The organism is Caldifermentibacillus hisashii (assembly GCF_039654145.1).
Classification (GTDB): domain Bacteria; phylum Bacillota; class Bacilli; order Bacillales; family Caldibacillaceae; genus Caldifermentibacillus; species Caldifermentibacillus hisashii.
Genome location: NZ_CP155467.1, coordinates 738460 through 763160, shown reverse-complemented (window position 1 = coordinate 763160; position 24701 = coordinate 738460). Strand labels below are relative to the sequence as shown.

Below are 24701 nucleotides of genomic sequence, written 5' to 3'. Positions count from 1 at the left end.
CTCTGATTTTTTGTTACCGCTTCCATTCCAATTATAATAATAAAAAAGAAGTGCCTATCTCCTTTTTTCTGTACGATTTTAACAATTTCTTCATTTTTTTAAGATGGTGTTCCGGAATGCACGTGGTGACATATGAAAATATTTTTTAAACACCCGACTGAAGTAATTCGGATCCCGATATCCGACAGCAAAACTGATTTCCTTAAAGCTTAGCTGATTTTGTAAAAGCAGTTCTTTAGCCTTTTCGAGTCTCAATTCCGTAACATAATCAACAAAGGTTTTTCCCGTTTCTTCTTTAAAAATCTTTGCAAAATACGGGGGACTTAATTCCACTTTTTCCGCCACTTGTTCTAAAGTTAGCAATTCATTGAAATGATTCCGGATATATTGTTTTGCCCGCTCAACATAACCTTGAGACCGGTAAAATTGCTGTACAGATAATGAACATTGATGTAAAAACGACGCCCACTCACTCATGCTTTTGCTATTAATTATGTAACAGTTTTGAATATCGATTCCTTTTGTAAGTAAGTTTTGTTTGATCAGTACATACAATCGTTGTAAGTTTTCTTCATCCGTTTGCTTTACATGTTTAATAGCCCGTATCACATCATTTTGTAATAAACAATCGAGTATTTCCTTCAAAATTTCTTGAACAGCGGCCTCTGTATGTGTCGGAAAACCATACCCGCCGCGATTTTGCATCTTTAATTGTCCGAGTGCCAATAATGCTTCGTTAAATGATCTTGGGAAGTCTTGCAGCTGTTCATAGATACCACCAATGCCCATCCATTTTTTCCCGCTTGATGTCAAAAATAACATCCTGACAAAACGAAGCACCTCGGCTTTATCGACTGTGTCTTCACTCATGATAAGCATAATGAAAGGAGCTCTGTTTTTTTCTTGGATAATTGAATACCTATATGTTTCCGTAATTTTTCTGCTAAGTATCTCCCGTTCCTCTTCACGTTCCAAGTCGATAACGAGAAAGAACCCGGCTTTCATTGTCGGAAAATATTCTTGCTTTATCGTCTGCAAATCCTTTGTGATATTTTGGTCCATTATTTGTTGTAAAAAATGTTTTTTGGCAATTTCTGCGGCATACTTTTTCCTCTCCTGGTTCATTTGTTCTTCGGCAATTTCCCGATATACATTTAAAATAGCTTGAATGGTTTCTTCTTTCGTCGCCGGTTTTAAGATATATTCTTTCACTCCTTTTTTCATCGCCTGCTTTGCATAGTCAAACGAGTCATAGGCAGAAATCATGATAAACTTTATATCCGGATGTTTCTCCTTAATCCGTTCAATCGCTTCCAGACCGTCAATACCCGGCATTTTTATATCCATCAACATGATGTTCGGTCTTTTTTCATCGGCCAACTGAATAGCTTGTCTTCCGTTTGCCGCCTCGCCGCAGATTATGGTCTTCCCAAAGTGGTCCTCGATTATTTTACGCATCGCTTTTCTTTCAATCATTTCATCATCCACTAAAGCAATCGATAAATTCATTGTTCATCACCTCTCAATGTCGATTTAGGCAGGTGAAGCTGAATTTTTGTCCCTTTTTCCGGTTCCGATAAAATCTGCACCAAATTATCCATCCCGAAAAACAACTGGAGTCTACGCATGACATTTTCCAACCCGAGTCCCGTCGAATGACCGGTATGTCCTTTCTTTTTATCGCTTCCTGTTAAATGACGATACTTTTGAATGATTGACTCACTCATCCCGACACCATTATCGGCCACTTCAACAATAATACAGGAATCGGCATCACGAACTGATAAACAAATTTCCCCACCTTCTTCTCTCCCTTCAATCCCGTGAATAAAAGCATTTTCTACTAGCGGTTGCAAAATCAGCCGCGGTACACGTGTATCAAGACAGCCCTCATCAATATCGGTATGAAAGGTAATTCGATCAAAAAAGCGGGTTTGCTGGATGTAGAAATAGTCTTTTACCACTTTTACCTCTTCACGTAATGGTACTGATTTCTCCAAATCTCCTAAACTATAGCGGAGAAGGGAAGAAACCGATTCAATCAATCTTGTTGTTTGATCGGCATTTTCTAAAAAAGCCATCCTTGAGATTGTATTCAATGTGTTAAATAAAAAATGCGGATTCACTTGATTTTGTAAATGTTTTAATTCCAGTTCTTTCATGAGTTGTTCCTGCTCTGACTTTTTTTGCATTTCCTGAATTAATTCACGAATATTCCCGCGCATTTGATTAAAAGCTTCCCCTAAAATCTTCATTTCATCATTGGATTGGATTTCAATTGTCTTTCCGTCTAATTTTCCCGCTGAAACTTCCCTGGCCATATTCGTCAGCACCTGGATTGGTTCATTAAGTTCTTTTGAAAACCAAAGAGCGAAAAAGACTGCCAAAAGAACAGATGTTAAAAACAAATAAATAATAAATTGACGAAACGCATCATTTCGCTCATTCAACTGCTGATAAAAAGACTGGTATTCCGTCAATTCCAAATCAATTAAGTCAAGCGTTATTTCTTTTAAATAGATGGCGGTATTTTGTGCTTCTTCCAAGTGGTCATTATACATATCGATATTATCACGAATCGCAAAACCGATTGTCAGTTCCCCTTCTACAATCAATGTATCAATCACATTTTCATATTTTTTTAATTGATACGGGTCGATTCCATCCATTTTTTTCGTTAATTTAATTTTTTCATTCTCAATCTCTCTACGAATCTTTTGAAAGTCGATAACATCATGTGAATCACGTTCCACAACAAAACGGTTCACTTTTTCAATCAGTTCATTTGTCTTTTGCGAAATGGAATTGAATAAGAGAAAGCGTTCGAAGCTGGAATTATATGTTTTCATCAGTTGATTACTGCTTAAAAAAATGGCGGTTGCAACGATATTAAATAAGATAACAAAGACGAAAAAATAAGTAATCAGTTTACTCCGGATTGACTTCATAACCTGAGAACTCCTTCTACTTGTTATTTTCTTGAATATGTTCCTGCAAAAACTGGTTCAGGTCATTTTTCCGTATGATACTTGTCGGGGTATGCTGAATTTTTTCCGGATGGTTGCCCTTCTTTAATTCAACCAGCATATTTACTGCAGTGTATCCCATTTCATATGGATGTTGAACAACGATGGCATCGATTTCCTCAGCTTCTAAAAGTTGGATAGTTTCAGGCAAGGTATCAAATGTGATGACATACGGATCGGAATATGGCCGCATCGTCCGGATGACTTGCGCAATTCCGACCCCGTCTAATGCACTTGTACCGTAAAAAGCCGTGATATTCGGATTCTCTTTCAATAAGTCATATGTAGCTTGTACCGCGCCGGTTTTTGATATATTCGATTCCTTCATGCCAACGATTTTTATTCTTAATTCATTCTTTACCGCTTCTTTAAAACCCTCCACTCGAAGTTGCTGGTGAATGGCATCATTACGTCCAATAACAATGCCTACCATTTGTTCACCTTTCGTATCTTCAATGAAAGCCTTCCCCGCCATAAAACCGGCCATATAGTTATCTGTACCGACATAGACATCCCTTCTGCTTTCCGGCAGATCCGTATCAATCGTAATAATCGAGGTTCCTTTTTCAACCGCTTTATTGATAAGCGGAGTAAACGCTTCATTGGATAAACCCTGTACCATAATTCCATCCACTTTTCCGGCAATCTCTTTGTCAAAAACTCTCACATGATCATTGAGATTGGCACGTTTTGGCCCGATGTATTCTAAATACACCCCCTGTTTTTCCGCAGCATCCCTCGCCCCTTTTTCAACTTGACGCCAGTATTCATTGTCCTCTTCTTCCGGGATTAGAACGAAATGATAATCATATTTTGGCTCGGTGGTACTCGTCTCTTTTTTTACATAAAAAGTTTGTTGACCGTAAAAAAACATAAGAAACGCACTGATTAGAAAAGCTAGAGCAAATATGGAGTAAACCAGTTTCTTTTTCAATCGGTATCACCTCATTGGAAAGATGGAGATTCGCAATTTTTTAAGTATATTTATCTCTGATATTTCTTCAAAAAGATGAATAACTCCTGCAAAAATGGTTTTTTATGTTATGGCTTTTCTCCAACTTGCTTGAAAACATTATGTAAAATGCGGGTTATGTCAATTTTTAGTTGAGGAAATGGTTGTAGCGGTGGTGAATTATGATTGGTAACTCTGCATTTTTTGTTAAGGAAATGAATGCAGATGAATGATGATTGGCTACTCTGCTTTTTTTGTTAAGGAAAAGAATGCAGTGATGAATTATGATTGGCAATTCTTTTTTTAGTTAAGTAAACGAATGCAGTGCGGATGAATGATGTTCGTTAATTCCGCATTTTTTGTTAAGAAAACGAATGCAGCGGAATGAATGATGATTGGCTACTCTGCCGAATGTCAAAGTAATTTTGACAAATACTTTTTGCTTGCGACGAAGGGGAATATTGGCAGAATCATGTATTTTTGAAGGATTTAGTGTGGTGTTAGTAAATTTTTTTGAGGATGGAAAAAATAAAAGAGAGAGCTCAATTTTTTCAACTCTCCCCTTCTTGCTAAAAAATACAGAGCGTTCTATTTGCGACTTACAAACATTTGAGTGGCGGCGTTTTTGCTGGTCAAGTTAAATACTTACTTTTTCATGATGTTTAATAATGGAGTTTACGATATGAATCGAATCCCATTCGCCGGAAGAGAAAAATGTAATCGGATATTTTTTCGGAAATAATTGGTCTTTTATTTCTTCCGGCGTGTTCCCTTCCCTATATAGTTTGACAATATTTCCTTCGAGGTCCAACAAATAATCCAATTTTCGCTCCAAAGCTTTCCGCCCGTTTTTCAGGAAGCCGGCGTGATTGCAAAACACTTCCTCAAAATCATAAGTTAAGACTCTTTTTAATGATGCGATAATTTCCAGAATATTTTCCTCCCGAAGAACCACCTTTGTCTTTTCCTGACAATAAAGATCTCCGGTAAAAAGCTGCCCTGTGGCCTCATTTAAAAAAGCAAGATGATCAATGGCATGGCCGGGTGTGTTGATAACCGTCCAAGATGCATTGGCAGATTGAAAAGTTTTCCCAATCGCTTCTGCACGGAACGGTTTTCGCCTTCCCCAAAAAACTTGACGGTACATCGGATAATCTGCCTTTTTCGTACAATAGTTAATCATGAGATCATTCATGAAAATCGGAACCTGAAATTTTTCCTGCAAATAAGCCGCACATCCGGTATGATCCTCATGAAAATGGGTAATTACTACTTTTTCTATATCAAGCTGTTGGAAAAATGGCGTGAAAAACCGTTGCAACGACTGGGCCCCCGTATCAATTAACACACCATCAATGAAAAAGCAATGAACATTTAATTTAACACCTCGAAACGCAACCGTCCCATTCCCCATTCTTACCCCATTCACTGTCTGTTCCTCAAATTTCTTTTTAAACAACATAGACCCACATCCCGAATTTGATTATTTTTAATTGTATCATAAGGTGAATGACTATTCACTCGTTTTTCTGTGCAACTTGGGATGTTGTCCGATAATCCAATTTTGGTGCATGATTATATATGGTCATGATTTGCTACGGGATTTGGTTTGTCGGCAAAAAAGGGGTGGCTTGGCTAAAAATGGTGACGACAATTGGTCTTACTGATTTATTGGTTTTCGTAGGTGCGATACTCACGTTTTAATAGAAAATATACATCCCCAATTATTGAAATTCATTAATATATCGTGTACGATTAAAATGCATACGATTTATTTATGAGACTACTGAATACGTTCACTTACATAATATACACGGCGAACTACATGAAAAACCTAGTTTGACGAGGAATCTTATAGATATTACTGGAATTTTTTAGTGGTCTCTTTATTACGATGTGTTATTAACTTTCAATTTTGTTAGGGGGCATAAAATGAAAACGGTCTATGATTATACTGTTAAAAAAACGAATGGTGACGAACAATCGCTTAAGAACTTTGAAGGAAAAGTTTTACTGATTGTCAACACTGCAAGCAAATGTGGGTTAACGCCTCAATTCAAAGACCTCCAAGAACTTTATAACAAATATAAAGATCAAGGTTTTGAAATTTTAGGGTTTCCGTGCAGCCAATTTAACAACCAAGAATTTGATAATATTGAGGAAACAACCCAATTTTGTCAGGTAAATTATGGTGTGACCTTTCCAATGTTCGCAAAAATCGATGTAAATGGAGAAAACGCAGATCCACTATTTACTTATCTGAAAGAACAAAAAGGTGGCGTTCTTTCTAAAGATATTAAATGGAACTTCACGAAATTTCTTGTCAATAGAAACGGACAAGTGGTAGAGCGCTATGCACCTACAACAACCCCTGGTAAAATCGAAAAAGATATCATTCAACAATTGTCATTACAAAGAAAACTCGGGCGTCCGAACCTTTTGGCGAGAACAGAACCGTAGTTCAGCGAAAAAATATTTTCGCTTGCGAGGTAATGCTACCGAAGTCACTCTAGTACACTTATATGCTATTAGCTAAAAAAGGAGAAACGATTTTGAAGGATTTTTTTACATTGGATCATCAGCTTTGTTTTGCAATCTATGAAGCAGCCGGTCAATTTAATAAATTATACTCGAAAGCACTTCAATCATTTGGTCTCACCTATCCCCAATACTTAGTCTTATTAGCACTTTGGGAAAAGGATGGCCTAACAGTAAAAGAATTAGGTGAAAAGTTAAATTTAGGTACAGGTACTTTGACACCGATGATCAAAAGAATGGAAGCAAATGGTTGGGTGAGTCGCGAACGTTCCACAACCGATGAACGAAAAGTCTGTATTTCCCTCAAGCCAAAAGCGATAAAAGAAAAACAAGCAATCATTGAAAAAATTACCAATGAAGTCCAATCATGTAACATCGAATATGAAGAATACGAGCAACTGATGAGGCAACTACAGAATCTTCACAAAAAATTGGCCAGTAAACTCACTTCAACGGAAGGAAAGAAATAATATTTTTTCTATATTAAAAAAGCCGTTACCCTAATTTGGTAATCGGCTTTCTTTGAAAAACAAATGATTTGACAAATTACAGAACAGATTTTTTTAATTGCTTATCAATTTCCCGGCCTTCATACATTATCCGGATAACTGTAACAGTTTTATCTCTAATTTCAGAAGTATAAAATTGTCAACAGGGAACTGTCGGAGTCCTCTACCAAGGCTCTTTTTCATATAGATGGAATCGTTCCGGCATTTCATCAAGACTCATTACAGCTCTTTCAATTCTATCCAACTGTCCAGTAGCAACTTCCGGTTCATTCAAGGTAATTTCAATTAACCGGAAATTTTAATAAATCACCATTTGTTTCAAAATCTCCAACAATGAAGCTTGGTCAAGCCCCCATTATTTGGAAATTTTCTGTTTAAGAGTATGGGTATGCTCGTTTTGTATGTTGTATGGAAATCCATTTGCATGTTGTAAATGCGTCTAAACTCCATTCTCCATTCAAACGACCAACACCTGAGTTTTTAACACCGCCAAATGCTACGTTTGGTTCATCATTAATTGTTCCATCATTAATATGGATCATTCCGGTATCCATTTGTTTTGCCAGTTCAGCCCCATGTTCAACATCCCTTGTATGAATAGCGCCACTTAGACCATATGGGGTCTTATTAACATATTCAAGAACTTCTTCATCATTGGAGACTTTCATAATACATACAACAGGAGCAAAAAATTCTTTCTTAGCAATAGTCATGTCCGGAGTGACGTTTGTAAACACAACGGGTTCTATTATGTTTCCGACCACATTTCCTCTAAGGATCGGTGTTGCACCTTCTGCAATACCTTTTTCAATAAGGGCAACGGTATTTCTTACTTGTCGTTCATTAATTAGTGGCCCTATGATTGTTTCCGGCTTTCTTGGATCACCACAAGTAAGAGATGAAACTTTTGCAAGATACTTTTCAAGAAACTCATCATAAACCTTTTCATGAATAATCAGGCGGTTTGCCGACATACAAATTTGTCCTTGATGAGTAAATCTACTAAAAACAGCGGCACTAACAGCTAAATCAATATCGGCATCATCCAATACAACAAGTGCACTGTTACCGCCAAGTTCCAAATGAACTTCTTTTAAGTTTCTTCCTGCGACTTCACCAATATGCCTACCCACTTGGGATGAACCGGTAAAGGATATTGCACGTGGAACAGGATGCTCAACAAAAGTATCCCCTATTTCCGAAATCTCTGTTGTCACTACATTTAATAAACCTTTTGGAAGGCCGGCTTCTTCATATATTTTTGCGATCATCGTCCCTCCGGTAATCGGTGTATGCTCATGTGGCTTTAAAACAACCCCGTTTCCTGTGGCTAATGCAGGAGCTACAGATTTCATTGATAAAAAAAACGGGAAATTAAAAGGGCTGATGACACCGACAACACCAACAGGAACCCTATAAACACGGTTTTCTTTTCCATCAATTGGAGACGGTAAAATCGTTCCATTCATACGCATCGGAAAAGTAGATGCCTCTTTAATCATATTTTTGACAAGATCAATTTCAAACTCTGCTTTTAATCTTGTCCCGCCAATTTCATCAATTATAATGTCTACAATTGCCTCATGATTTTCTTCTATATAAGCAACAGCTCTTTCAAAAACCCCTCGTTTAACAACAGGATTGGTTTTTTCCCATTGTTTCTGTGCCGTTTGTGCCGATATATATGCAGCATTTAAATCATCCATATTTGCAGCTCTGTACGTTGCAAGAATTTCCCCGTTATATGGGTTTTTATTTTCCATCACGAGACTACTATTCCCGTCTCTCCATTCTCCATTTATATATTGACCAGATAATTTTCGAAAGTTGATCATTTTTATTCCTCCATCATTGATTAAGTTCAATATTTTCCTTGGCTAGTTTGGCTAAATTTTGTAAGTTTGTGTTAATTTCCTCCATTGTTGCAGTCAATTCTTCAATAGCTGCAGACTGGGAATCTGATTCTGTGCTTGCTTTTTGAACATTTTGATTAAGTGTATTAATTACATTCTTTATTTGATTGGTAATCGATTGTATTTCATTAACTTGGTTTTTTGAATTGGTAGCCATTTTACGAATTTCATCGGCTACTACTGAAAAGCCCCTTCCATGTTCACCAGCTCGTGCGGATTCGATTGCTGCATTTAATCCGAGCAAATTACTTTGATCAGCAATTTCTTTAACAACATTAGATACCATTTCAATAAGATTGACACTATTATTTACTTCATTTGCCTTATCAGAAATAAAATTCATGTTGTCAGCAAGTTGAGTAATCGAGACAGCCATTTCTTGAATGGTATTTGTTACCTCATTAAAAACGCCGGAGAGATTGGAAGCAACTTCAGATAACTTATTGGCTTTTTCAACATTTAAACCAACTCCCACGCCACCAATCACATGTCTGTTTTCATCATGGATAGGAACCGCACGAGCAATCAGATTTACACCAAACAATTCAGCAGGTACTACCATCGCTTGGTTTTTGTTTTCTCGGATTGCCTTCGTGATAATATCTCCTTCAACAAGAGGATCCCCCGGTGTCACATTAAGGGAAAATGTTTTTGCAGGAAAATTTTGGATTAATTTTTCCGTATCATAAATTCCAATTGTAATATCTTCATTTACCAACATTTGAAAATACGGGGCTACTTCAACAAACGCTTTAAGTAGGGGATGATATTCTCTATCTTGAGAATAATCTTGGTTCATTTTTTCATTTACTCCTTTCAGCTCTTGGATAGCTAGTACAATCCATAAATTTATATCGGCAAAAAGGGAATGTTTTTAAGTAAATTTTAGTAATTAATTGAAATGACCTAAATTATCCGATTAATTATTCGTAATTGCGATTCATTCCAAGACTTCTGAGGTTTACGTGTGTTGTTATAAAATATAGAGATATTTATAATTAATTTTGTATAATTACTTTCCTTATTTTAAAACTCAAAAAAATCTATTTGTCTTTATTTACTAAAAAACAAGTGCAGCCATATTTCGTTTCCTGGGAATTTGTTGTGAACTCTAGGCCTATCAGTTCTCCAATTTTGTGAATCAAGGGAAGGTGAATCTTTGGGGCCATCCACATCAAAAATAATCATATTTCGCTCTTTTGGATAATACATTTAAGTAATGATAAGGTGAAACTTCCAGCAGTGAGGGTTCTTCATCCCCACTTTACTGACACTTGATCTTCCTAACTTACATCTTTGACTTTCCTTAAGCGGACAGGAGGAAGATTTAGTGACTGTTTGTACGGGATAAAGTAGAACTAACCAATCGGACGCATGCAGGCAGACCGTCCCCCACCTATCTTCTTTGTAAACTCGGGTATCTTGAGGTGGGGGTCTTGACTCGCCGTTAAGACGAGAGAAAATAACCGGAAGTTTGGGGTGAGGAATTATCGCGAAAAAACCACGGATGTTACAACGGGGAGATACGATTGGACTTGTTACACTGGGTAGTCCAATCCTTAACCAAACAACGATTAACATTGGTATACAAACACTAAGAAATCTCGGTTTTCATGTTGTTTTGGGCAGACATGTCTTCTCATATGACGGAATTGTTGCAGCACCTGCTGATCAAAGGGCAGCAGATCTTATGGATATGTTTACCAACCCAAGTATAAACATGATACTGGCAACTCGTGGAGGGACCGGGATTCAGTCGATTTTCCCTTATTTAGATTTTGGCGTGATCAGTAGGAATCCAAAAATTATTTCCGGTTATAGTGATATGACCGTATTATTAAATATTATCTATCAATTTAGCAATTTACTTACATTTCATAGTTTGATGGTCGGTGATTTTCGACCAAATACGCCTGCTTACAATTTCGATCAGTTTTTTGAAGCCACATCGACAATAACTTCTCCAAGAATCATTGAAAATCCGCCCAACATCGCTTTAAGGAGTTTAGTTCCCGGAAATGTAACAGGACCAATTATAGGTGGGAATTTAACTTCATTAGTGAATACACTCGGTACCCCGTACGAAATTGACACAAGCGGAAAAATATTCGTTATAGAAGAAACCAATGCGCCATCAAATACCATTTACCGTTATTTACTTCAGTTACTTATGTCGGGTAAGTTCGATGATTGTCTTGGCATTGTCATCGGTCAATGTACCAATTGTCTCGTTTCTTACGGGACAACGTTTGATGATTTAATCAACGCATTATTAGTTCCATTAGGAAAGCCGATGATTGCAAATCTTGCTACAGGTCACGGTTATTATAAGACAACTATTCCAATCGGTGCCACTGTTCGTCTCAATGCAACCGAACCCTCACTAACTGTCCTTGAAGCAACTGTTCAGCTGGAAAATCCGAACGTTTAAGAAATGATGTATGCGCCTGAGGTACGTCATTTCTTTTTATTGAGACTTATGAAACTCTTTAAAAATGGAAATTAGGTTTTTGCTATTTTATCTCATTAAACTTCATTGGTTCCCCATCTGATCGATTAAGATGAAAAAATGCAATGAATCTATCTAAAGATGAATCCCCGCTATTTATTTTTTTCATCAACCTTCTACTTCTTTTCAATAAATATTGTTTATGATTAATGGAAAAAATAAAACAAAGGCCTGTTGTCATACTAAAATCAGCAAGATGAACTAATCGAGTAAATAAGAGAAAGTTTTCATTTAATGTTTCACTCAAACCAATATCGATAACCTTAAAAATAACATCTGAATCACCCATTAAATCCTTTAGTAGAATGATTCCATTTTCCTTTTGGCACTCAATAACTTCATACAGACTTGTAGTTGCTTCTTGCATGGCAGCTAGTAACTCAGCTTCCTGTGGCGTCGTTTCCTCTCCAAGTTCTATAAATGCAGATACAGAGTTTTTTCCATTTTTGATATTTTCATATGTATTATAATCAAAAATTACATCCTTTTCATAAACGGATTCAAGTACCATCACATTATTTTTATAAATCCCCAAACGTTTGGTAGATTCTTTGAAATCCTTTTTACTAACACATTTTTCTAGTATTTTGTTATGCAATCCAACTTGGATTTTTCTGTACTCTTTATATTTTTCTACAATATCCATAATAAATTCTCCCAATTTTGTCTTATGACCAGATATGATGATAAAGAAAAACAAATCACTAAGAAGATAAACCACTATAAATATATACTAACTTGGCAACTTCCTTAGCACAAGGAGCAATTTAGCCGGTCACTCCCCTTTCCTTAGATTTAATCACTTCTTTCCAGCCTGTCAACAAAAATTAGACCCTTAGTGAACCCCGGAAGCCCCTGGAAGCATAGTAGGAATCTGCTCCATTATGGTACACAAAGACTGTACCATAGCGGCGATCACAAAAGATGGCGCCACCTAGTTTTCTTATATTCTCAGGAGTTTTCACCCAACTGGATGTTTTCGTATCGAAATGGCCAAGTTTCTGCAGTTCCCGGTATTGTTCTTCCGATAAAATTTCAATTCCCATATCACGAGCCATATCAATCGCATTGTTTTGTGGTTTATGTTTTTTCCGAGACTCCAACGCTTCACGGTCATAGCAAACACTTCTGCGACCTTTAGGACTTTCTGGTGAACAATCATAAAAAATAAATTCTCCAGTCTCTTTGTCGAAACCAACAACATCAGGTTCACCTCCAGTTCTTTCCATCTCATATAGCGACCATAATTTTTCAGTATTCGTTTCTAGCTTGGCTTGTACTTTCTCCCACTCAAATCCGTTATGGCGATTCATGTTTTTCTCAAATCGGGTCTTCAATATTTCTAGTAGTTTTTCCTGTTGTTCCGGTGACAACTGGCTTTTTCCTTTTTTCATACTAAAACCTCTCCCCTTCATTTGATTCGTACAAGTTTTTAATTTTACTAAAGGCTCTTAAAAATATTTTTCAATATAGAGTTGCCTAATCGAAAAAATTCCCTTTAAAGGCGTTTGAAGATTCCGCCCTTTTAAAAAACATTGATCCAAAATATCGAACTTTTCCAGCCATTAAATATTTATTGCCCTTACTTAAAGAACGTTTGTTTGTGTTTTGATTATAACAAGTTTTTTAAAAATTGCAACTACTAAAGCAAAAAAATAAAGGCATTTTTCCTTTCGTTAAAATAAGGAGCGAACTGTCTTAAATCATAGATAAGGCCCCCGTGTTCCATATTTACTCAAGAAAAGCAGCAAGATTGGCGAGTGTGGAACTCATCCCGGCCTCATGGTCTTCCTGCCTAATACCTACTGGTACGTTCTCGGAGACAATCGTAACTTTGGTGCCCCCCGGAACTTCATCCAGATTCCAAGTCATAGTCATGGCTCCAGCAAAAGCAGGATCCTCAGATTCAAAAACGATCCGTTGCACAATCCGCTTGCCCGGAACAAGTTCGAGAAATTCACCCTGCCTAACGTCCGTGTTGTCAGAGGTTTTGCCTGTCTGATGATCCGAATCCAGGTAGGTAAGCGTCATCCGATAAATGCCGCCTTCCCTTGCGTCGAACGTATCTATTCTGCCTTCCATCCCTGTTGGTGGAAGCCATGCAACGAGCTTCTTCAGATCCATAAATGCCCGGTAGACTGCGTGCGGTGGTGCCATAATGATTCTCGATACGGTGTCCGTTCTTTTCGACCTGTCATTCATCTTAATCACTTCTCCTGTTTTTCTTATTGTCACAAAAATAACGAGATTCCAAAGCAACTTCACCTTTTTCCTTCGTTTGGCAGTACAATTGTTACATCGTTATCCGTTGTCACTTGGAAAAGATTTCATTTATTCTTGAACCATACCTCATTTTATGACAAAATTCCTCACTCCATAATATGGTTTTGAATAGCATACACATATACTTTTACAGCCATATAATTCACTTAATGATTAGCACCCAAAAAGGTTTAATAAAAATATTTGCACCAAATATAGTATTATTGTTCTTTATCAAGACACAATATATTGTTATTTGAGCGTGATGTTCTTGGAAAATGGGCTTTTTGGGTGGTAACCATCATTTTGTTTCAAATTCATATTTAGTCAAGACTAAAAATTTGACTAACAATCAAGAAGCTCAATTATCTCAAAAACTTCGTGATACAGATAAAGTCCAGAATACTTCTTTTATTAGTACACAAGTTGAAAAGCAAGATTCTCTATCAAGAAGTCTACAACCAGTCGTATTAATATTCATTGTCTTATCCGGAACTTTAGCTTTTGTTGTCCTATATAATCTAACGAATATCAATATATCCGAACGCGAACGTGAATTAGCCACTATTAAAGTTCTTGGATTCTTTGATAATGAAGTAACCATGTATATTGTTCGAGAAAATGTTATCTTTACTATCTTTGGGATATTAGTTGGCTTTGGAATCGGAAAAATGTTGACATGGTTCATTATAACGATGGCATCATCTGATTTAGTTACGTTTCCGCTAATCATTCCATGGGAAAGTTATCTTATTTCAGCTGCAATGACTACTGTCTTTTCGGCGATTGTTATGGTAGTTACTCATTTAAAGTTGAAACACATCAACATGATTGAGGCGCTGAAGTCAAATGAGTAAAATACATATTTGATTTTGCTGAAAATTTTGATAATTGAAAGCCCCAAGGCATTAATGAAAAAAACCTTGTGAGACCGAGTCTATTGGCGACTCCGCGATACGCAGTTTTAAAAGGACGCCTGAACCGGTCTCCCCATAGTGAAAATAATAACTTCTAAGTTCACTTGTTATATTTTTTATAAATACATCACCCAAAGTGTGGGGCACCGGCAACTCGACTTTTCGAATGATTTTCCTACCTATGTAATGAGTAACGATAAAAAGAGCACCGGCAACTAGCGGTTATTTGAATCCGTTCTTTTAATTAAAATAAACAAGGTTGTAATTAGAAGTAAATTAACAACTAAGACGATTATACTTCCTTCAATTTTGAAGCTGCCACCTGATATGAATGAATTCCCTTGAAACGTACTGTTTAATAGATGTGGATAATCACTAGCCAAGGAAACACCGCCAAAGATAATCGCCCCAATCGTATTCCAAATAAAATGAGCAATGATTGGTGCCACGATTGTACCTGTGTATTCTAAGAGCAATGTTACAAATACACTCATTGAAACGACATTAAGCACGGGGATAATACCTGCTTCAAATGCTCCACCATGCATCGCAGCAAATAGAATAGTAGTTAAAACGGTTGCCACAATTACATTATAATTTTGCTTCCATAATTGATATAGATAACCTCTCACCAACAATTCTTGCATTACAACATTCAACAGTGACGCCACAATCCAAAGCCATATGTAATCAATATTGTTTTGATCTTGTATATTCATTGTTTTTGTTAGGAAAAGGACAGCGACTACACTCCCCAACCATAAGACACCTATTAAAACACCTATTATAGAATTTTTAAAGAATCTTGAAGCTACGGGGATTTTAATTTTACCCTTTTCAATTAACGAAATAAAAATAACAGAAAATAAAATCAGTATAGCAAATGGCGCAAATTCCCACCATAATCGCATATATGCCTGATTATTCGTTAGTATATCGGGCGTAAAAGAAATGAAAATTACCCATCCAAGAAAAAAGATCACTGTTTTTAAAATCGTACTTACCAACTTTTTCATTACTACCTCCGATGACTGTGTATTTTATTAAGCGAGACTTATTATCCCTATTATACCACCTCAAAGGCATTTGCGTATTTTTCAATTTAACATGGCAATAACCTATTGACAGCCGTCCTATTAAGTGATACTATATACCGGTACTAGGTAATACTTCATACCAGTCATACAAAGTAGTAATGAGGTGATTGTGCTGGAAAACTTAACGGAAATGCTTAAAGGCGTGCTTGAAGGTTGTGTCCTTGAAATTATCAGCCGCGGAGAAACCTATGGCTACGAAATTACAAGACGGCTGAATGCTCTCGGCTTCACTGATGTTGTGGAAGGAACGGTATACACCATCCTCATCCGGCTTGAAAAAAACAAGTTGGTAGAGATCACCAAAAGGCCTTCCGATATGGGACCGCCACGAAAGTTTTTCACGCTCAACGACGCAGGACGTGAAGAGCTGCGGAAGTTCTGGGAAAAATGGGCGTTTGTATCATCAAAAATTAACGAGCTGAAGGAGGAAAAATAATGAATTTTTGGGAGAAAATTACCGGTAGCGACATGACGAGGGAATTTAAAATTTTTGAAAAGAGAGTCAAGAAGCTACCGGCTGATTATCAAGCGGCATAGGTAGAGATTAATGCCAATCTTTGGGCGTACACGGATTTCACCGGTCGCAACCTTATGCCAATTCTCGACCGTGTGCTTGGCCTGTTTGAGGAAACGGCGGCGGACGGTCAGCGTGTTCAAGAGGTTTTGGGTGACGATATCAGAGGCTTCTGTTCAGCGCTTGCCGGAGAAGAGGGGGCAAAGTCCATTCGTGACAAGTGGCGCGAACAACTCAACAATAATATCGCAAAAAAATTAGGTAAGTAGGAGGATAACATGAGCATACGAGATATCATTGAAGGAAAAAACGAGTGGCGAGCTCACGTGGCGCGTGTCAAGGCCCTTCCGCAAGATTATCAGATTGTTTATAAGGAGATTCAAAAATATCTCTTTAAGGTCGGCCCTGTTGAGCTAACTGAGATGACGGGTCTGCTCTCGGGAATTGTCGATCTGTTTGAAGAAGGTGCTGCCTCGGGGAAAAGCGTACTTGAAATGACGGGAAATGACGTAGCGGCTTTCTGCGACGAATTAATCAAAGATTCAAAAACCTACGCCAACATCTATCAAGAGTCAGTTGACCAAGACGTTCACAAGGCTATGAAAAAGGTGACGGATAAGAAATGAAAATTCCTTATCTTAAAATGGTGATGAGATTCGGGCTCGTCGTCAAAAAATGGAGTTTCTCGCCTCAAAATGGTGACGAGATTCAGGCTCGTCATCAAAAAATGGTGTTTCTTGCCTCAAAATGGTGACGAGATCGGGTCTCGTCGCCAAAAAATCAAGTTCCCCGCCTCAAAATGGCGACGAGATCAGGGCTCGTCACCAAAATAGAGCATTTTTCACTTCAAAACGGTGACGAGATCAGGTTTCGTCGTCAAAAAATGGTGTTTCTCGCCTCAAAATGGTGACGAGATCAGGTTTCGTCGCCCAAAAATGGAGTTTCTCTCCTCAAAATGGTGACGAGAACAGGGCTCGTCGTCAAAATTTAGCATTTCTCACCCCAAAACGGTGACGAGATCGGGTTTCGTCGTCAAAATAGAGCATTTTTCACTTCAAAATGGTGACGAGATTAGGTTTCGTCGCCAAAATTGAGTGGTTTTCGACCAAAAATGACGACGAGATTAGGTTTCGTCGCCAAAAATATGAGATTTTCGACCAAAAACGGTGACGAGAACAAGCCTCGTCGCCAAAATTGAGTGGTTTTCGACCAAAAACGGTGACGAGAATGAGGCTCGTCGCCAAAATAGTGCATTTTTCGCCTCAAAACGGTGACGAGATCGGGTTTCGTCGCCAAAAAATGGTGTTTCTCGCCTCAAAATGGTGACGAGAACAGGGCTCGTCGTCAAAATTTAGCATTTCTCACCCCAAAACGGTGACGAGAACAGGGCTTCGTCGTCAAAAAATGGTGTTTCTCGCCTCAAAATGGTGACGAGAACAGGGCTTCGTCGTCAAAAAATGGTGTTTCTCGCCTCAAAACGGCGACGAGAACAGGGCTTCGTCGTCAAAAAATGGTGTTTCTCGCCTCAAAACGGCGACGAGAACAAGGCTCGTCACCAAAAAATCAAGTTCCCCGCCTCAAAATGGCGACGAGATCAGGGCTCGTCGCCAAAAAACCCTGTTTTCCACCCCAAATTGGCGACGAGACTAGTTCCCTATTAGCTCACCACCTTTTTAAATAATTTCGTTGTACCAAAAGCAATGGCTAAAGCGAGTAGAGATATAATTAGCGACGGAAAAATATTTATACTGTCAAACTCAACTTGAGAGGGTAATACAGTATCATTTTTCAAGGACATACTCGGTGTATAAAACATTGTCAATAACAATCCAGACAATATTTCCAAGTACGACATAACCTATACAAAAACTCCCTACAAACAATATGTATTTTTCACATAACACATTCTTTCTTAATAAGTGTGTTTCCTGATTAGCTTTGTGAATTTTGTTCATAAAACCTTTTCAGTAACCACTTTTATTAAAAGCCATCAACAAACCAAACACCAACAGCACAATTTATCAGCCATTCAACAGCTTTGATGTCTATTGATATTCAGACAAATATTCGAAAACCTCTTTTGGTATCTTGAAACTGAACTTTACGTCATCCAAGTTAAAATCAAGATAAGGCTTGTTATACGTTGTAATACTTGCAACGTGCTTCAACTCTTTTTTGTCCTTACTTGATTCGCCAAATTTAATTGTTTTTTGTTGATACAAGTCAAATTGTTTCCCTTTGATTGCATCAGAAGGAACATCCTTCATTTCCCATTTGTCAATTTTCAGCGCATTAACAAAGTCTTCTACCTCTTGTTTATCTGAAATTGTTAAAATAGGATTTTCTTCCGGCGATATAACTTCAATTTTTTGCACGTTTTCTAAACTGTCAGCCTAATTTTCGGAATCAGACTTATTATTTTTCGAATTACAGCCAACGAAAAAAATCAATACACAAATGGCAATCAAAAATAACATGAAATTCTTTTTTATAGTATAAGAAAGTATAAAAATACAGGTAAATAACTCGGGATCAGTTTTATTGTCTAGCTCCGAGCGCCAGCGACTGAGAAACTAGCTCCCCTTTAATGTGCTCCTGCGCCATAGCCTATTCGAGGAAGCGGATGTTCAGCTCGTCGCAAAGCTTCATGAAGTACATCAAGGAAGATTACTCATGAAGTTCGCTCAAGTAGCAGCTTCACTACGATAAGTCAACATCGGCTCGTCCCTCGCCGTGTTTCCTTTTCCTTAGAAAAAGCTACTCGCTTTTTCTTCGTGCGATGCTTATTCAAGGAAGATTATTCAGAGTCCTCGAAAATGCATTCGCATTTTCTTCGTGCGATGCTTATTCAAGGAAGATTATTCAGAGTCCTCGAAAAAGCTAATCGCTTTTTCTTCGTGCGATGTCTATTCGAGGAAGTAAATCTGTTCTCATTGCGGGGAGGTCGGGCCACAGGACGTGGTCAGACATGCGTTGCAACAGGACGTTGCCGCTTTTAGCCGGCCAGTTTGTACGTCGCTAAGCGGGCGCTCTGCGCTTTTCTTATCATAATTACCCTCAAAAAACTCTTTATTTAATATACGATTCACTGCTTGATAGGGTTTCATCTTTTTTAGCAATCTCCCTTGTTACTCATGTGGATCGAATGGACAGCTACTCTTAACCCTGCTCTTGTCCGGTAAGTAATTTCTTACATTTTTTCCAATGCACCCCAACTGTCCCTCAGTCCCTTTTCTCTCCATTAGTATTTAGTCTTCAACAAGTTATACAGTTCCTCTCTCTATTAGTTTGACGATGATTTCCTTACTGGATATTTCTTCATCTATTGCTTGGAGAAAGAGGTTTTTCCCCATTTCCATTAACGGAATTTCAATGGTGGTTATGTTCATCATTTCGGCAATCGGTTCATTATTAAAGCCGATAATTGCTAAATCATCCGGGATCGATATTTTCCTTTTTTGACAACTGATGACAATTCCCGCAGCAACCTGATCGCTGGTTACCAACAATGCTGTCGGAGGATCCATCATCGTGGTTAATTTTTCAATAACTTTTTCTCCATCCCCAAAATATATACACTGATCAATGATATATTCCGGGCGATATGGCAAATGATATTTTTCATGAAACTCTCGATAGGCAAGTTCTCTCATATGACTATTTGTCCCTGATGTTCGACCGATGCAATAACCAATTTTTCGATGACCTTTTTCGTACAAAAATGCTAATGCTTTATGAAAAACGGTATAATGATTGACAAAGGTTGTTGAAAATTTCCTGCTTTTTATATCCTCACATAAAACAATTGGACCAAATTGTAGATGATCTTCAATGATTGACAAATCGGTTGCTCTGGAACAAATAATTAGCGCATCAATCTGTTTTTGCTTTAACATTTGCAGGGCTTCTATTTCCCTTTCCTCCCGATAGTCCGTTTGAAATAAGACGATCTTATAATTTTTTTTGATTGCCTGATTTGTTATTCCTTTTAGCACTAAAGAGAAATAAGGATGATCAAAATATGGGAGAACAACACCAATTAAGTTTGTTTTCCCTTTAATCAAATGAACGGCATTTATATTTTTTTGATAATTTGTCATTCGAATCGCATGGATTACAGCTTTTCTTTTTGCTTCACTAACATAGGGATGATTATTTAACACCCGGGATACAGTTGTAACTGACACCCCAGCCATTTTTGCCACATCTTTAATATTTGTCATTTCACCATTCACCTTATAAAAATTTTTCAATAAAGAAAAAGATTATTATTAGTCTCATTTTAATTTATGAAATGGGTTTCATGTCAATTTTTGCCTAATTTGATTTTCTTTGAATATTTTTTTTTGCTCTGAAATGGATTTCATAAAATAAACTATTGTCAAAGGGGAATCTAACCTCTTACGACAAAAGTTGAGCTATCGGCGTAACGGTTCGTCCGGCGTAACGATAAATTCAACTTTTGTCTCCAAGTAATATTTACATAATGATGTATAATGTTTTGTGCTATGATAAAATATCGTTAAGGAAAAGTTGAAAGGGATGATTGTATGGCCATTCCGAGCGAAAAAAAGAAATATTCATATGCCGATTATTTAACGTGGAATGAAGGTGAACGGATTGAATTAATTGATGGGGAAATTTTCAATATGTCTCCTGCTCCTTCACGCAGGCATCAACAGGTACTCAGAGAGTTAGCTACAGCTTTTTCAGTTTTCCTGAGAGGAAAGGAATGTGAAGTATTTTTCGCTCCTTTCGACGTCCGACTTTTGGCGGATAACAAACGAGACGATGAGATCAATAATGTTGTTCAACCCGATTTATCCATTGTTTGCAATAAGGAAAAACTGGATGACAAGGGGTGTAAAGGTGCTCCGGATATGATAATCGAAATCCTCTCACCTTCATCTGTTAAGTTAGACCGTTGGGAGAAATATCAACTTTACGAAAAAGCGGATGTAAACGAATACTGGCTTGTTGACCCGGTTAACAATTCTGTAGAAGTATATCTTTTAATTGATAACCAATACAAATTTCAGGGAGTCTATACAAAAGAGGATACCGTTTCTGTTCATCTTTTTCCCGATTTTAAATTAGACCTAAATCAAGTGTTTGAATAGATAAGTTCAATATTACGATATTAATATTTGCAAACCTCTCATTATGGATAAGCTCCCTTATATGATTGGGCCGATGAATCTGAACCTTCACCTTTACCCAAACGAAATGAAGGTAGGAAAGTGATTATATGTTCTTTTTAGCTCTCGAAAGGTCATGACTTTGTTTCCTACAATTATTTCTGTATCAAGCGGGCAATAATCAAGTTCGAGCGGTGCTTTTCGAAATGTTCTTTTAAATAAATTGATTGCATCTTGCTCATTTGCCGCAAAAATATAAACAACGCCACCACCATCCACCTTCAGTTCAAAGACGTAAATTTTTCGGAAACCGAGCGGGTTTTTTCGAATCAATTCCGCCACTTTATCTTGGTCTGCCTGATTGAAATCGAGCTTTGAAACATCGTCTTCCAGTGAAATTTTATTTTCCGAGAGTAGGTGCTGAATGTAGTAGACGAGAATATGTTCTTCATAATAAAGACAATCCATATAAAATTCTTTCAGTGTCATTCATTATCACCTCATCACTTTTATTCGTTGGATTAAGTTCTGCCCGCTGTTGGTCCGAGGGTGGGGCGAGGGGGAGATTGGTCATGTCCCCGAAGAATGGGCTCAGGTTAGTCGAGGATTCGCCCCCATGACCGAACTGGGCTGTGGGACCTTGTCACCTTGACCTTGTCCGGCCTCACTATAAGACGAGAAAACCGTCCCCTAGCCTCACCTTGACTCGATTTTGCCGGTGTGTTCGTTGTATTTTACGATTACGGTTCCGACCGGGCCGTTGCGGTTTTTGGCAATGATAAGTTCGAGCGAGTTATCGGTAATCTCTCTGTCATAATACTTCTCCCTGTACAGGAAAATGATTACATCAGCATCCTGTTCAATGCTTCCTGACTCCCTGATATCAGACATAAGCGGTCGTTTATTGCTTCTCGTTTCCACGCTCCTGTTCAGTTGGGCTAAACAAATGACCGGTATATGAAAATCCTTTGCCATTTTCTTTAAACCTTGTGAGATTTCTGATACTTGCTGATGCGTATTGCCAAAGTACGGGTTAATCGGCCGAATCAGTGTTAAATAGTCGATAAAGACAACCGGTTTCCGATCCGGATATTCATACATCAATTTTCTGATTTGTGCCCTCATTTCAGGAATCGTTTGTCCAGATTCATCAAATATAATCATGTTCGTTTCATCAAGATTTGCGATAATGGTCGTCCATTTTTCTTTTTGCTTCGGTTTTAAAAACTTATAAGGATTCCGCATTTTAACTCGATTAATATTTCCGGTAGAGGCTACCAATCTGGAAATAATCAGTTTTTCAGGCATCTCCAATGAAAAAAGAATCGGTAAATACCCGGCCCAACCTGTTTCTTTTGCAAAATGAAGCATCACGTCGGTTTTCCCCATGGAAGGTCGGGCAGCTAGAATCGTGACTTCTCCTTCTTGAAAACCCCCTGTTATGTCATCCAATGCTTGTATACCGGTCGTTATTCCTGTCGTATCTTCTTTTTCCTCCCAAGGTGCTTCGTAAATCGCTGCTAATCCTTCAGAGATGGTCGTGCCATTTTTCAGTTTTAGGTTTTCAATTTTTTCCAACTCGTCTATAACTCTGGCACTCTCCCATTTTTCAAAGGTTGCCTTGGTCAAAATCATTTGCGTTTGCTGTTCCTTCCATGCGTCCAAAATTAATTCTTCTACCTCATCAAATTTTTCAAGATCACAAAAGGCATTGAGCTCGTTTAAGTAACTGATACCGCCATAGATTTCTAAGTCCGGAAGCATGGATAAGGCGATTAAGTTAAAATACTTGCCAGCGGAATGAAGCTCCACCATTTTTGAATACAATTGTTTGTGACGTAAATCTTGAAGATGATCTGGCCGAATAACCGTGTCATTAATTAAAGGATTTTCCTGCATCAAACAACCTAGAAACACTTTCTCATGCATCATAATCCACTCACCTCCAAAGGGGCAGGTCCCTTGTCCCATTTTTAGTCAATGTTGTTAAGGTAGGCTGCGGGACCTGTCTATCTATTCATCTTCCCCGGCATCCATGTCGAGGATAAAGTTTCTTGGAATATCCCGTTCCATTCGGGGTTTTTGTTTTGCACTCTTTTTGTTCAAACGTTCTCGATATTCCTTTTGTGCGGCACGAACCTCATTGATGGTTTGATAGCCTTTATCAAACCACCGGCGAAGAATTCCTTCCACGTAACTCCAATTTTTATTCCCGCTTTCGACAGCTATTTTCATCGCTTCTAAAACAAGTTCTTGGGACAAATCCTCACACCACGCTTGTATTTTTTCAAAAAGATACCCACTGTTGGTTCCAAACCCGTTTTGTTCGAAAAATGTAAATAGGTTTTGTTCTTCTGCGCGCGCATGCGTAACTATTACTACGCTTTTTTTCTCTGGGGTAGTCTCTGAAGTAGTCTCTGGTATTGCTTTGGTTATGTTTGTTCGTGCTAGTGCCAAGCTTGCACCCACGTACTGACCAGCTTGCTCACCCGATGTGGTCAAGTTGGAATTGTTTTGGTCGTTGTGTTTGGTCAATTTGGTCACCGTTTGGTCAGTGTGATTGGTTAAATTGGTGCCAGTTTGATTTGTCGGATTGCCTAAGTTAGCACCATTTTGGTTCGTGGGCTTGCTTAAGTTGGTATCTGATTGGTTTGTCCGTTTGCTTAAGTTGATATCCGATTGGTTCGTCGATTTGCTTACATTTGCATTCGTTTGTTCATCCTTGCCTATATTAGGTTTGTTTTGACCCGTCAGATTGTTCTGCGTTTGGTGGCTCGATGCCTTGCCTAAATTTATTCCTTTTTGACTGTTCGAAGCGTCCGTGTGTGTGCCGTTATGCTGCTCGGTTGGGTCGCTTGTGTCAGTCCGCTTGCTGCAAAGGTCGGAAAGTTGCGCATCCTCATCCATCAGCGACTCCAAATACTCGTAATTAATCCGATACCATTTGGTTTTGTCCATCTTAAAACGATTATAATTTCCGGAAACGATTAAGCCTTCCCTTTCAAGCTTCCCAATAATTCTCCGGATTGTACTCGTGGACCAAAATGGAAACTGCCTGTGCCAATCCTCGTATGTGTTATACACCCATTGATACCCATCATATGTATGCTTGCTATCTGCCAGCCAGTAGTGAAGTTGTTGGATAAACAGCGCCTGATTCAGTCCAATCTTTTTCGCTAATGTCGGTAGAACTAAAATTGGACTTTCATTGATTAATAGCTTGCTCATTTTCGACTCCCCCTTGTAATTATCCTTTTATTAGTGTTATAGATTCCCTTTTGCAAAATGAACATAAGATTGTCAAAAATTTTTAATGGGGAGGGAAC

General features: G+C 38.1%; 25 protein-coding genes and 1 pseudogene. 10 read left to right on the top strand and 16 right to left on the bottom strand.

Going from position 1 to position 24701, the window contains the following annotated elements; genetic code table 11:
- Window positions 1–90 precede the first annotated feature (90 nt).
- From NSQ14_RS03630 to NSQ14_RS03615, 4 genes are all read right to left on the bottom strand, one after another.
- The gene (locus NSQ14_RS03630) at window positions 91–1509 is read right to left on the bottom strand and encodes a response regulator transcription factor (RefSeq protein ID WP_346216883.1); all 1419 of its coding nucleotides are present in this window, start codon (window positions 1507–1509) and stop codon (window positions 91–93) included.
- On the bottom strand, window positions 1506–2948 hold the full coding sequence (locus NSQ14_RS03625; RefSeq protein ID WP_328188203.1) for a sensor histidine kinase: 1443 nt from the start codon (window positions 2946–2948) through the stop codon (window positions 1506–1508). The genes NSQ14_RS03630 and NSQ14_RS03625 overlap by 4 nt, the downstream gene beginning before the upstream one ends.
- Before the next feature lie 16 nt (window positions 2949–2964).
- Entirely contained in the window at window positions 2965–3960 is a 996-nt protein-coding gene (locus NSQ14_RS03620; RefSeq protein ID WP_251242273.1) for a sugar-binding protein, read from the bottom strand.
- 655 nt (window positions 3961–4615) lie between these two features.
- The gene (locus tag NSQ14_RS03615; protein WP_346216882.1) at window positions 4616–5440 is read right to left on the bottom strand and encodes an MBL fold metallo-hydrolase; all 825 of its coding nucleotides are present in this window, start codon (window positions 5438–5440) and stop codon (window positions 4616–4618) included.
- A 470-nt stretch (window positions 5441–5910) separates the two neighbouring features.
- Here NSQ14_RS03615 and NSQ14_RS03610 point away from each other — a divergent pair, with 470 nt between their 5' ends.
- Together NSQ14_RS03610 and NSQ14_RS03605 are read left to right on the top strand one after the other, a co-directional pair.
- Window positions 5911–6438: a glutathione peroxidase gene (locus NSQ14_RS03610; protein ID WP_346216881.1), complete on the top strand. Its 528-nt coding sequence runs from the start codon at window positions 5911–5913 to the stop codon at window positions 6436–6438.
- Between the two features lie 92 nt (window positions 6439–6530).
- A complete protein-coding gene (locus NSQ14_RS03605; protein WP_346216880.1) occupies window positions 6531–6986 on the top strand; it encodes a MarR family transcriptional regulator in 456 nt (151 codons plus the stop codon).
- Between the two features lie 413 nt (window positions 6987–7399).
- Here NSQ14_RS03605 and NSQ14_RS03600 read toward each other — a convergent pair whose 3' ends face one another.
- Together NSQ14_RS03600 and NSQ14_RS03595 are read right to left on the bottom strand one after the other, a co-directional pair.
- On the bottom strand, window positions 7400–8860 hold the full coding sequence (locus tag NSQ14_RS03600; protein ID WP_346216879.1) for an aldehyde dehydrogenase family protein: 1461 nt from the start codon (window positions 8858–8860) through the stop codon (window positions 7400–7402).
- Window positions 8861–8873: 13 nt separating this feature from the next.
- Window positions 8874–9737 carry a methyl-accepting chemotaxis protein gene (locus tag NSQ14_RS03595; protein ID WP_216408641.1) on the bottom strand — a complete coding sequence of 288 codons (864 nt, stop codon included), beginning with the start codon at window positions 9735–9737 and terminating at the stop codon, window positions 8874–8876.
- Between the two features lie 690 nt (window positions 9738–10427).
- On the opposite strand from NSQ14_RS03595, the gene NSQ14_RS03590 reads away from it, so the two are divergent.
- On the top strand, window positions 10428–11369 hold the full coding sequence (locus NSQ14_RS03590; RefSeq protein WP_216408649.1) for a S66 peptidase family protein: 942 nt from the start codon (window positions 10428–10430) through the stop codon (window positions 11367–11369).
- A gap of 82 nt (window positions 11370–11451) precedes the next feature.
- Here the strand turns inward: NSQ14_RS03590 and NSQ14_RS03585 are convergent, their stop codons facing one another.
- The 3 genes from NSQ14_RS03585 to NSQ14_RS03575 form a co-directional block, all read right to left on the bottom strand.
- Entirely contained in the window at window positions 11452–12093 is a 642-nt protein-coding gene (locus tag NSQ14_RS03585; RefSeq protein ID WP_041845857.1) for a hypothetical protein, read from the bottom strand.
- 181 nt (window positions 12094–12274) lie between these two features.
- Window positions 12275–12841, bottom strand: a complete 567-nt coding sequence (locus tag NSQ14_RS03580) for a DUF4256 domain-containing protein (protein ID WP_269920096.1) — start codon at window positions 12839–12841, stop codon at window positions 12275–12277.
- 337 nt (window positions 12842–13178) lie between these two features.
- Window positions 13179–13712, bottom strand: coding sequence for an SRPBCC family protein (locus NSQ14_RS03575; RefSeq protein WP_231553278.1), 534 nt, complete (start codon window positions 13710–13712; stop codon window positions 13179–13181).
- A 338-nt stretch (window positions 13713–14050) separates the two neighbouring features.
- On the opposite strand from NSQ14_RS03575, the gene NSQ14_RS03570 reads away from it, so the two are divergent.
- Entirely contained in the window at window positions 14051–14566 is a 516-nt protein-coding gene (locus NSQ14_RS03570) for an ABC transporter permease (protein ID WP_231553277.1), read from the top strand.
- A gap of 275 nt (window positions 14567–14841) precedes the next feature.
- On the opposite strand, the gene NSQ14_RS03565 is transcribed toward NSQ14_RS03570, so the two are convergent.
- A complete protein-coding gene (locus tag NSQ14_RS03565; protein WP_269920093.1) occupies window positions 14842–15642 on the bottom strand; it encodes a CPBP family intramembrane glutamic endopeptidase in 801 nt (266 codons plus the stop codon).
- Between the two features lie 193 nt (window positions 15643–15835).
- On the opposite strand from NSQ14_RS03565, the gene NSQ14_RS03560 reads away from it, so the two are divergent.
- The 4 genes and pseudogenes from NSQ14_RS03560 to NSQ14_RS03545 all read left to right on the top strand — a co-directional run bounded on the left by NSQ14_RS03560 (window position 15836) and on the right by NSQ14_RS03545 (window position 17070).
- Window positions 15836–16159 carry a PadR family transcriptional regulator gene (locus NSQ14_RS03560; RefSeq protein ID WP_197057067.1) on the top strand — a complete coding sequence of 108 codons (324 nt, stop codon included), beginning with the start codon at window positions 15836–15838 and terminating at the stop codon, window positions 16157–16159.
- Window positions 16159–16506: pseudogene (locus NSQ14_RS03555) on the top strand (DUF1048 domain-containing protein). Before NSQ14_RS03560 ends, NSQ14_RS03555 begins: the two are co-directional and overlap by 1 nt.
- A 9-nt stretch (window positions 16507–16515) precedes the next feature.
- Window positions 16516–16863 (top strand): DUF1048 domain-containing protein, encoded by a 348-nt coding sequence (locus NSQ14_RS03550; RefSeq protein ID WP_034768180.1) that lies wholly within the window; start codon window positions 16516–16518, stop codon window positions 16861–16863.
- A gap of 69 nt (window positions 16864–16932) precedes the next feature.
- On the top strand, window positions 16933–17070 hold the full coding sequence (locus NSQ14_RS03545; protein WP_251246476.1) for a hypothetical protein: 138 nt from the start codon (window positions 16933–16935) through the stop codon (window positions 17068–17070).
- 290 nt (window positions 17071–17360) lie between these two features.
- On the opposite strand, the gene NSQ14_RS03540 is transcribed toward NSQ14_RS03545, so the two are convergent.
- Window positions 17361–17585, bottom strand: coding sequence for a hypothetical protein (locus NSQ14_RS03540; protein ID WP_346216878.1), 225 nt, complete (start codon window positions 17583–17585; stop codon window positions 17361–17363).
- 76 nt (window positions 17586–17661) lie between these two features.
- Here NSQ14_RS03540 and NSQ14_RS03535 point away from each other — a divergent pair, with 76 nt between their 5' ends.
- Entirely contained in the window at window positions 17662–17898 is a 237-nt protein-coding gene (locus NSQ14_RS03535; protein ID WP_346216877.1) for a hypothetical protein, read from the top strand.
- Between the two features lie 384 nt (window positions 17899–18282).
- Here the strand turns inward: NSQ14_RS03535 and NSQ14_RS03530 are convergent, their stop codons facing one another.
- Entirely contained in the window at window positions 18283–18612 is a 330-nt protein-coding gene (locus tag NSQ14_RS03530; RefSeq protein ID WP_346216876.1) for a hypothetical protein, read from the bottom strand.
- Between the two features lie 888 nt (window positions 18613–19500).
- Window positions 19501–20460 carry a LacI family DNA-binding transcriptional regulator gene (locus NSQ14_RS03525; protein ID WP_346208173.1) on the bottom strand — a complete coding sequence of 320 codons (960 nt, stop codon included), beginning with the start codon at window positions 20458–20460 and terminating at the stop codon, window positions 19501–19503.
- Between the two features lie 327 nt (window positions 20461–20787).
- Here NSQ14_RS03525 and NSQ14_RS03520 point away from each other — a divergent pair, with 327 nt between their 5' ends.
- The gene (locus NSQ14_RS03520) at window positions 20788–21357 is read left to right on the top strand and encodes a Uma2 family endonuclease (RefSeq protein ID WP_034768167.1); all 570 of its coding nucleotides are present in this window, start codon (window positions 20788–20790) and stop codon (window positions 21355–21357) included.
- 93 nt (window positions 21358–21450) lie between these two features.
- Here NSQ14_RS03520 and NSQ14_RS03515 read toward each other — a convergent pair whose 3' ends face one another.
- From NSQ14_RS03515 to NSQ14_RS03505, 3 genes are all read right to left on the bottom strand, one after another.
- On the bottom strand, window positions 21451–21864 hold the full coding sequence (locus tag NSQ14_RS03515) for a hypothetical protein (protein ID WP_041903402.1): 414 nt from the start codon (window positions 21862–21864) through the stop codon (window positions 21451–21453).
- 207 nt (window positions 21865–22071) lie between these two features.
- On the bottom strand, window positions 22072–23307 hold the full coding sequence (locus NSQ14_RS03510; protein ID WP_041848313.1) for a replicative DNA helicase: 1236 nt from the start codon (window positions 23305–23307) through the stop codon (window positions 22072–22074).
- A gap of 81 nt (window positions 23308–23388) precedes the next feature.
- The gene (locus tag NSQ14_RS03505; protein WP_346216875.1) at window positions 23389–24603 is read right to left on the bottom strand and encodes a DnaD domain protein; all 1215 of its coding nucleotides are present in this window, start codon (window positions 24601–24603) and stop codon (window positions 23389–23391) included.
- Window positions 24604–24701 lie beyond the last annotated feature (98 nt).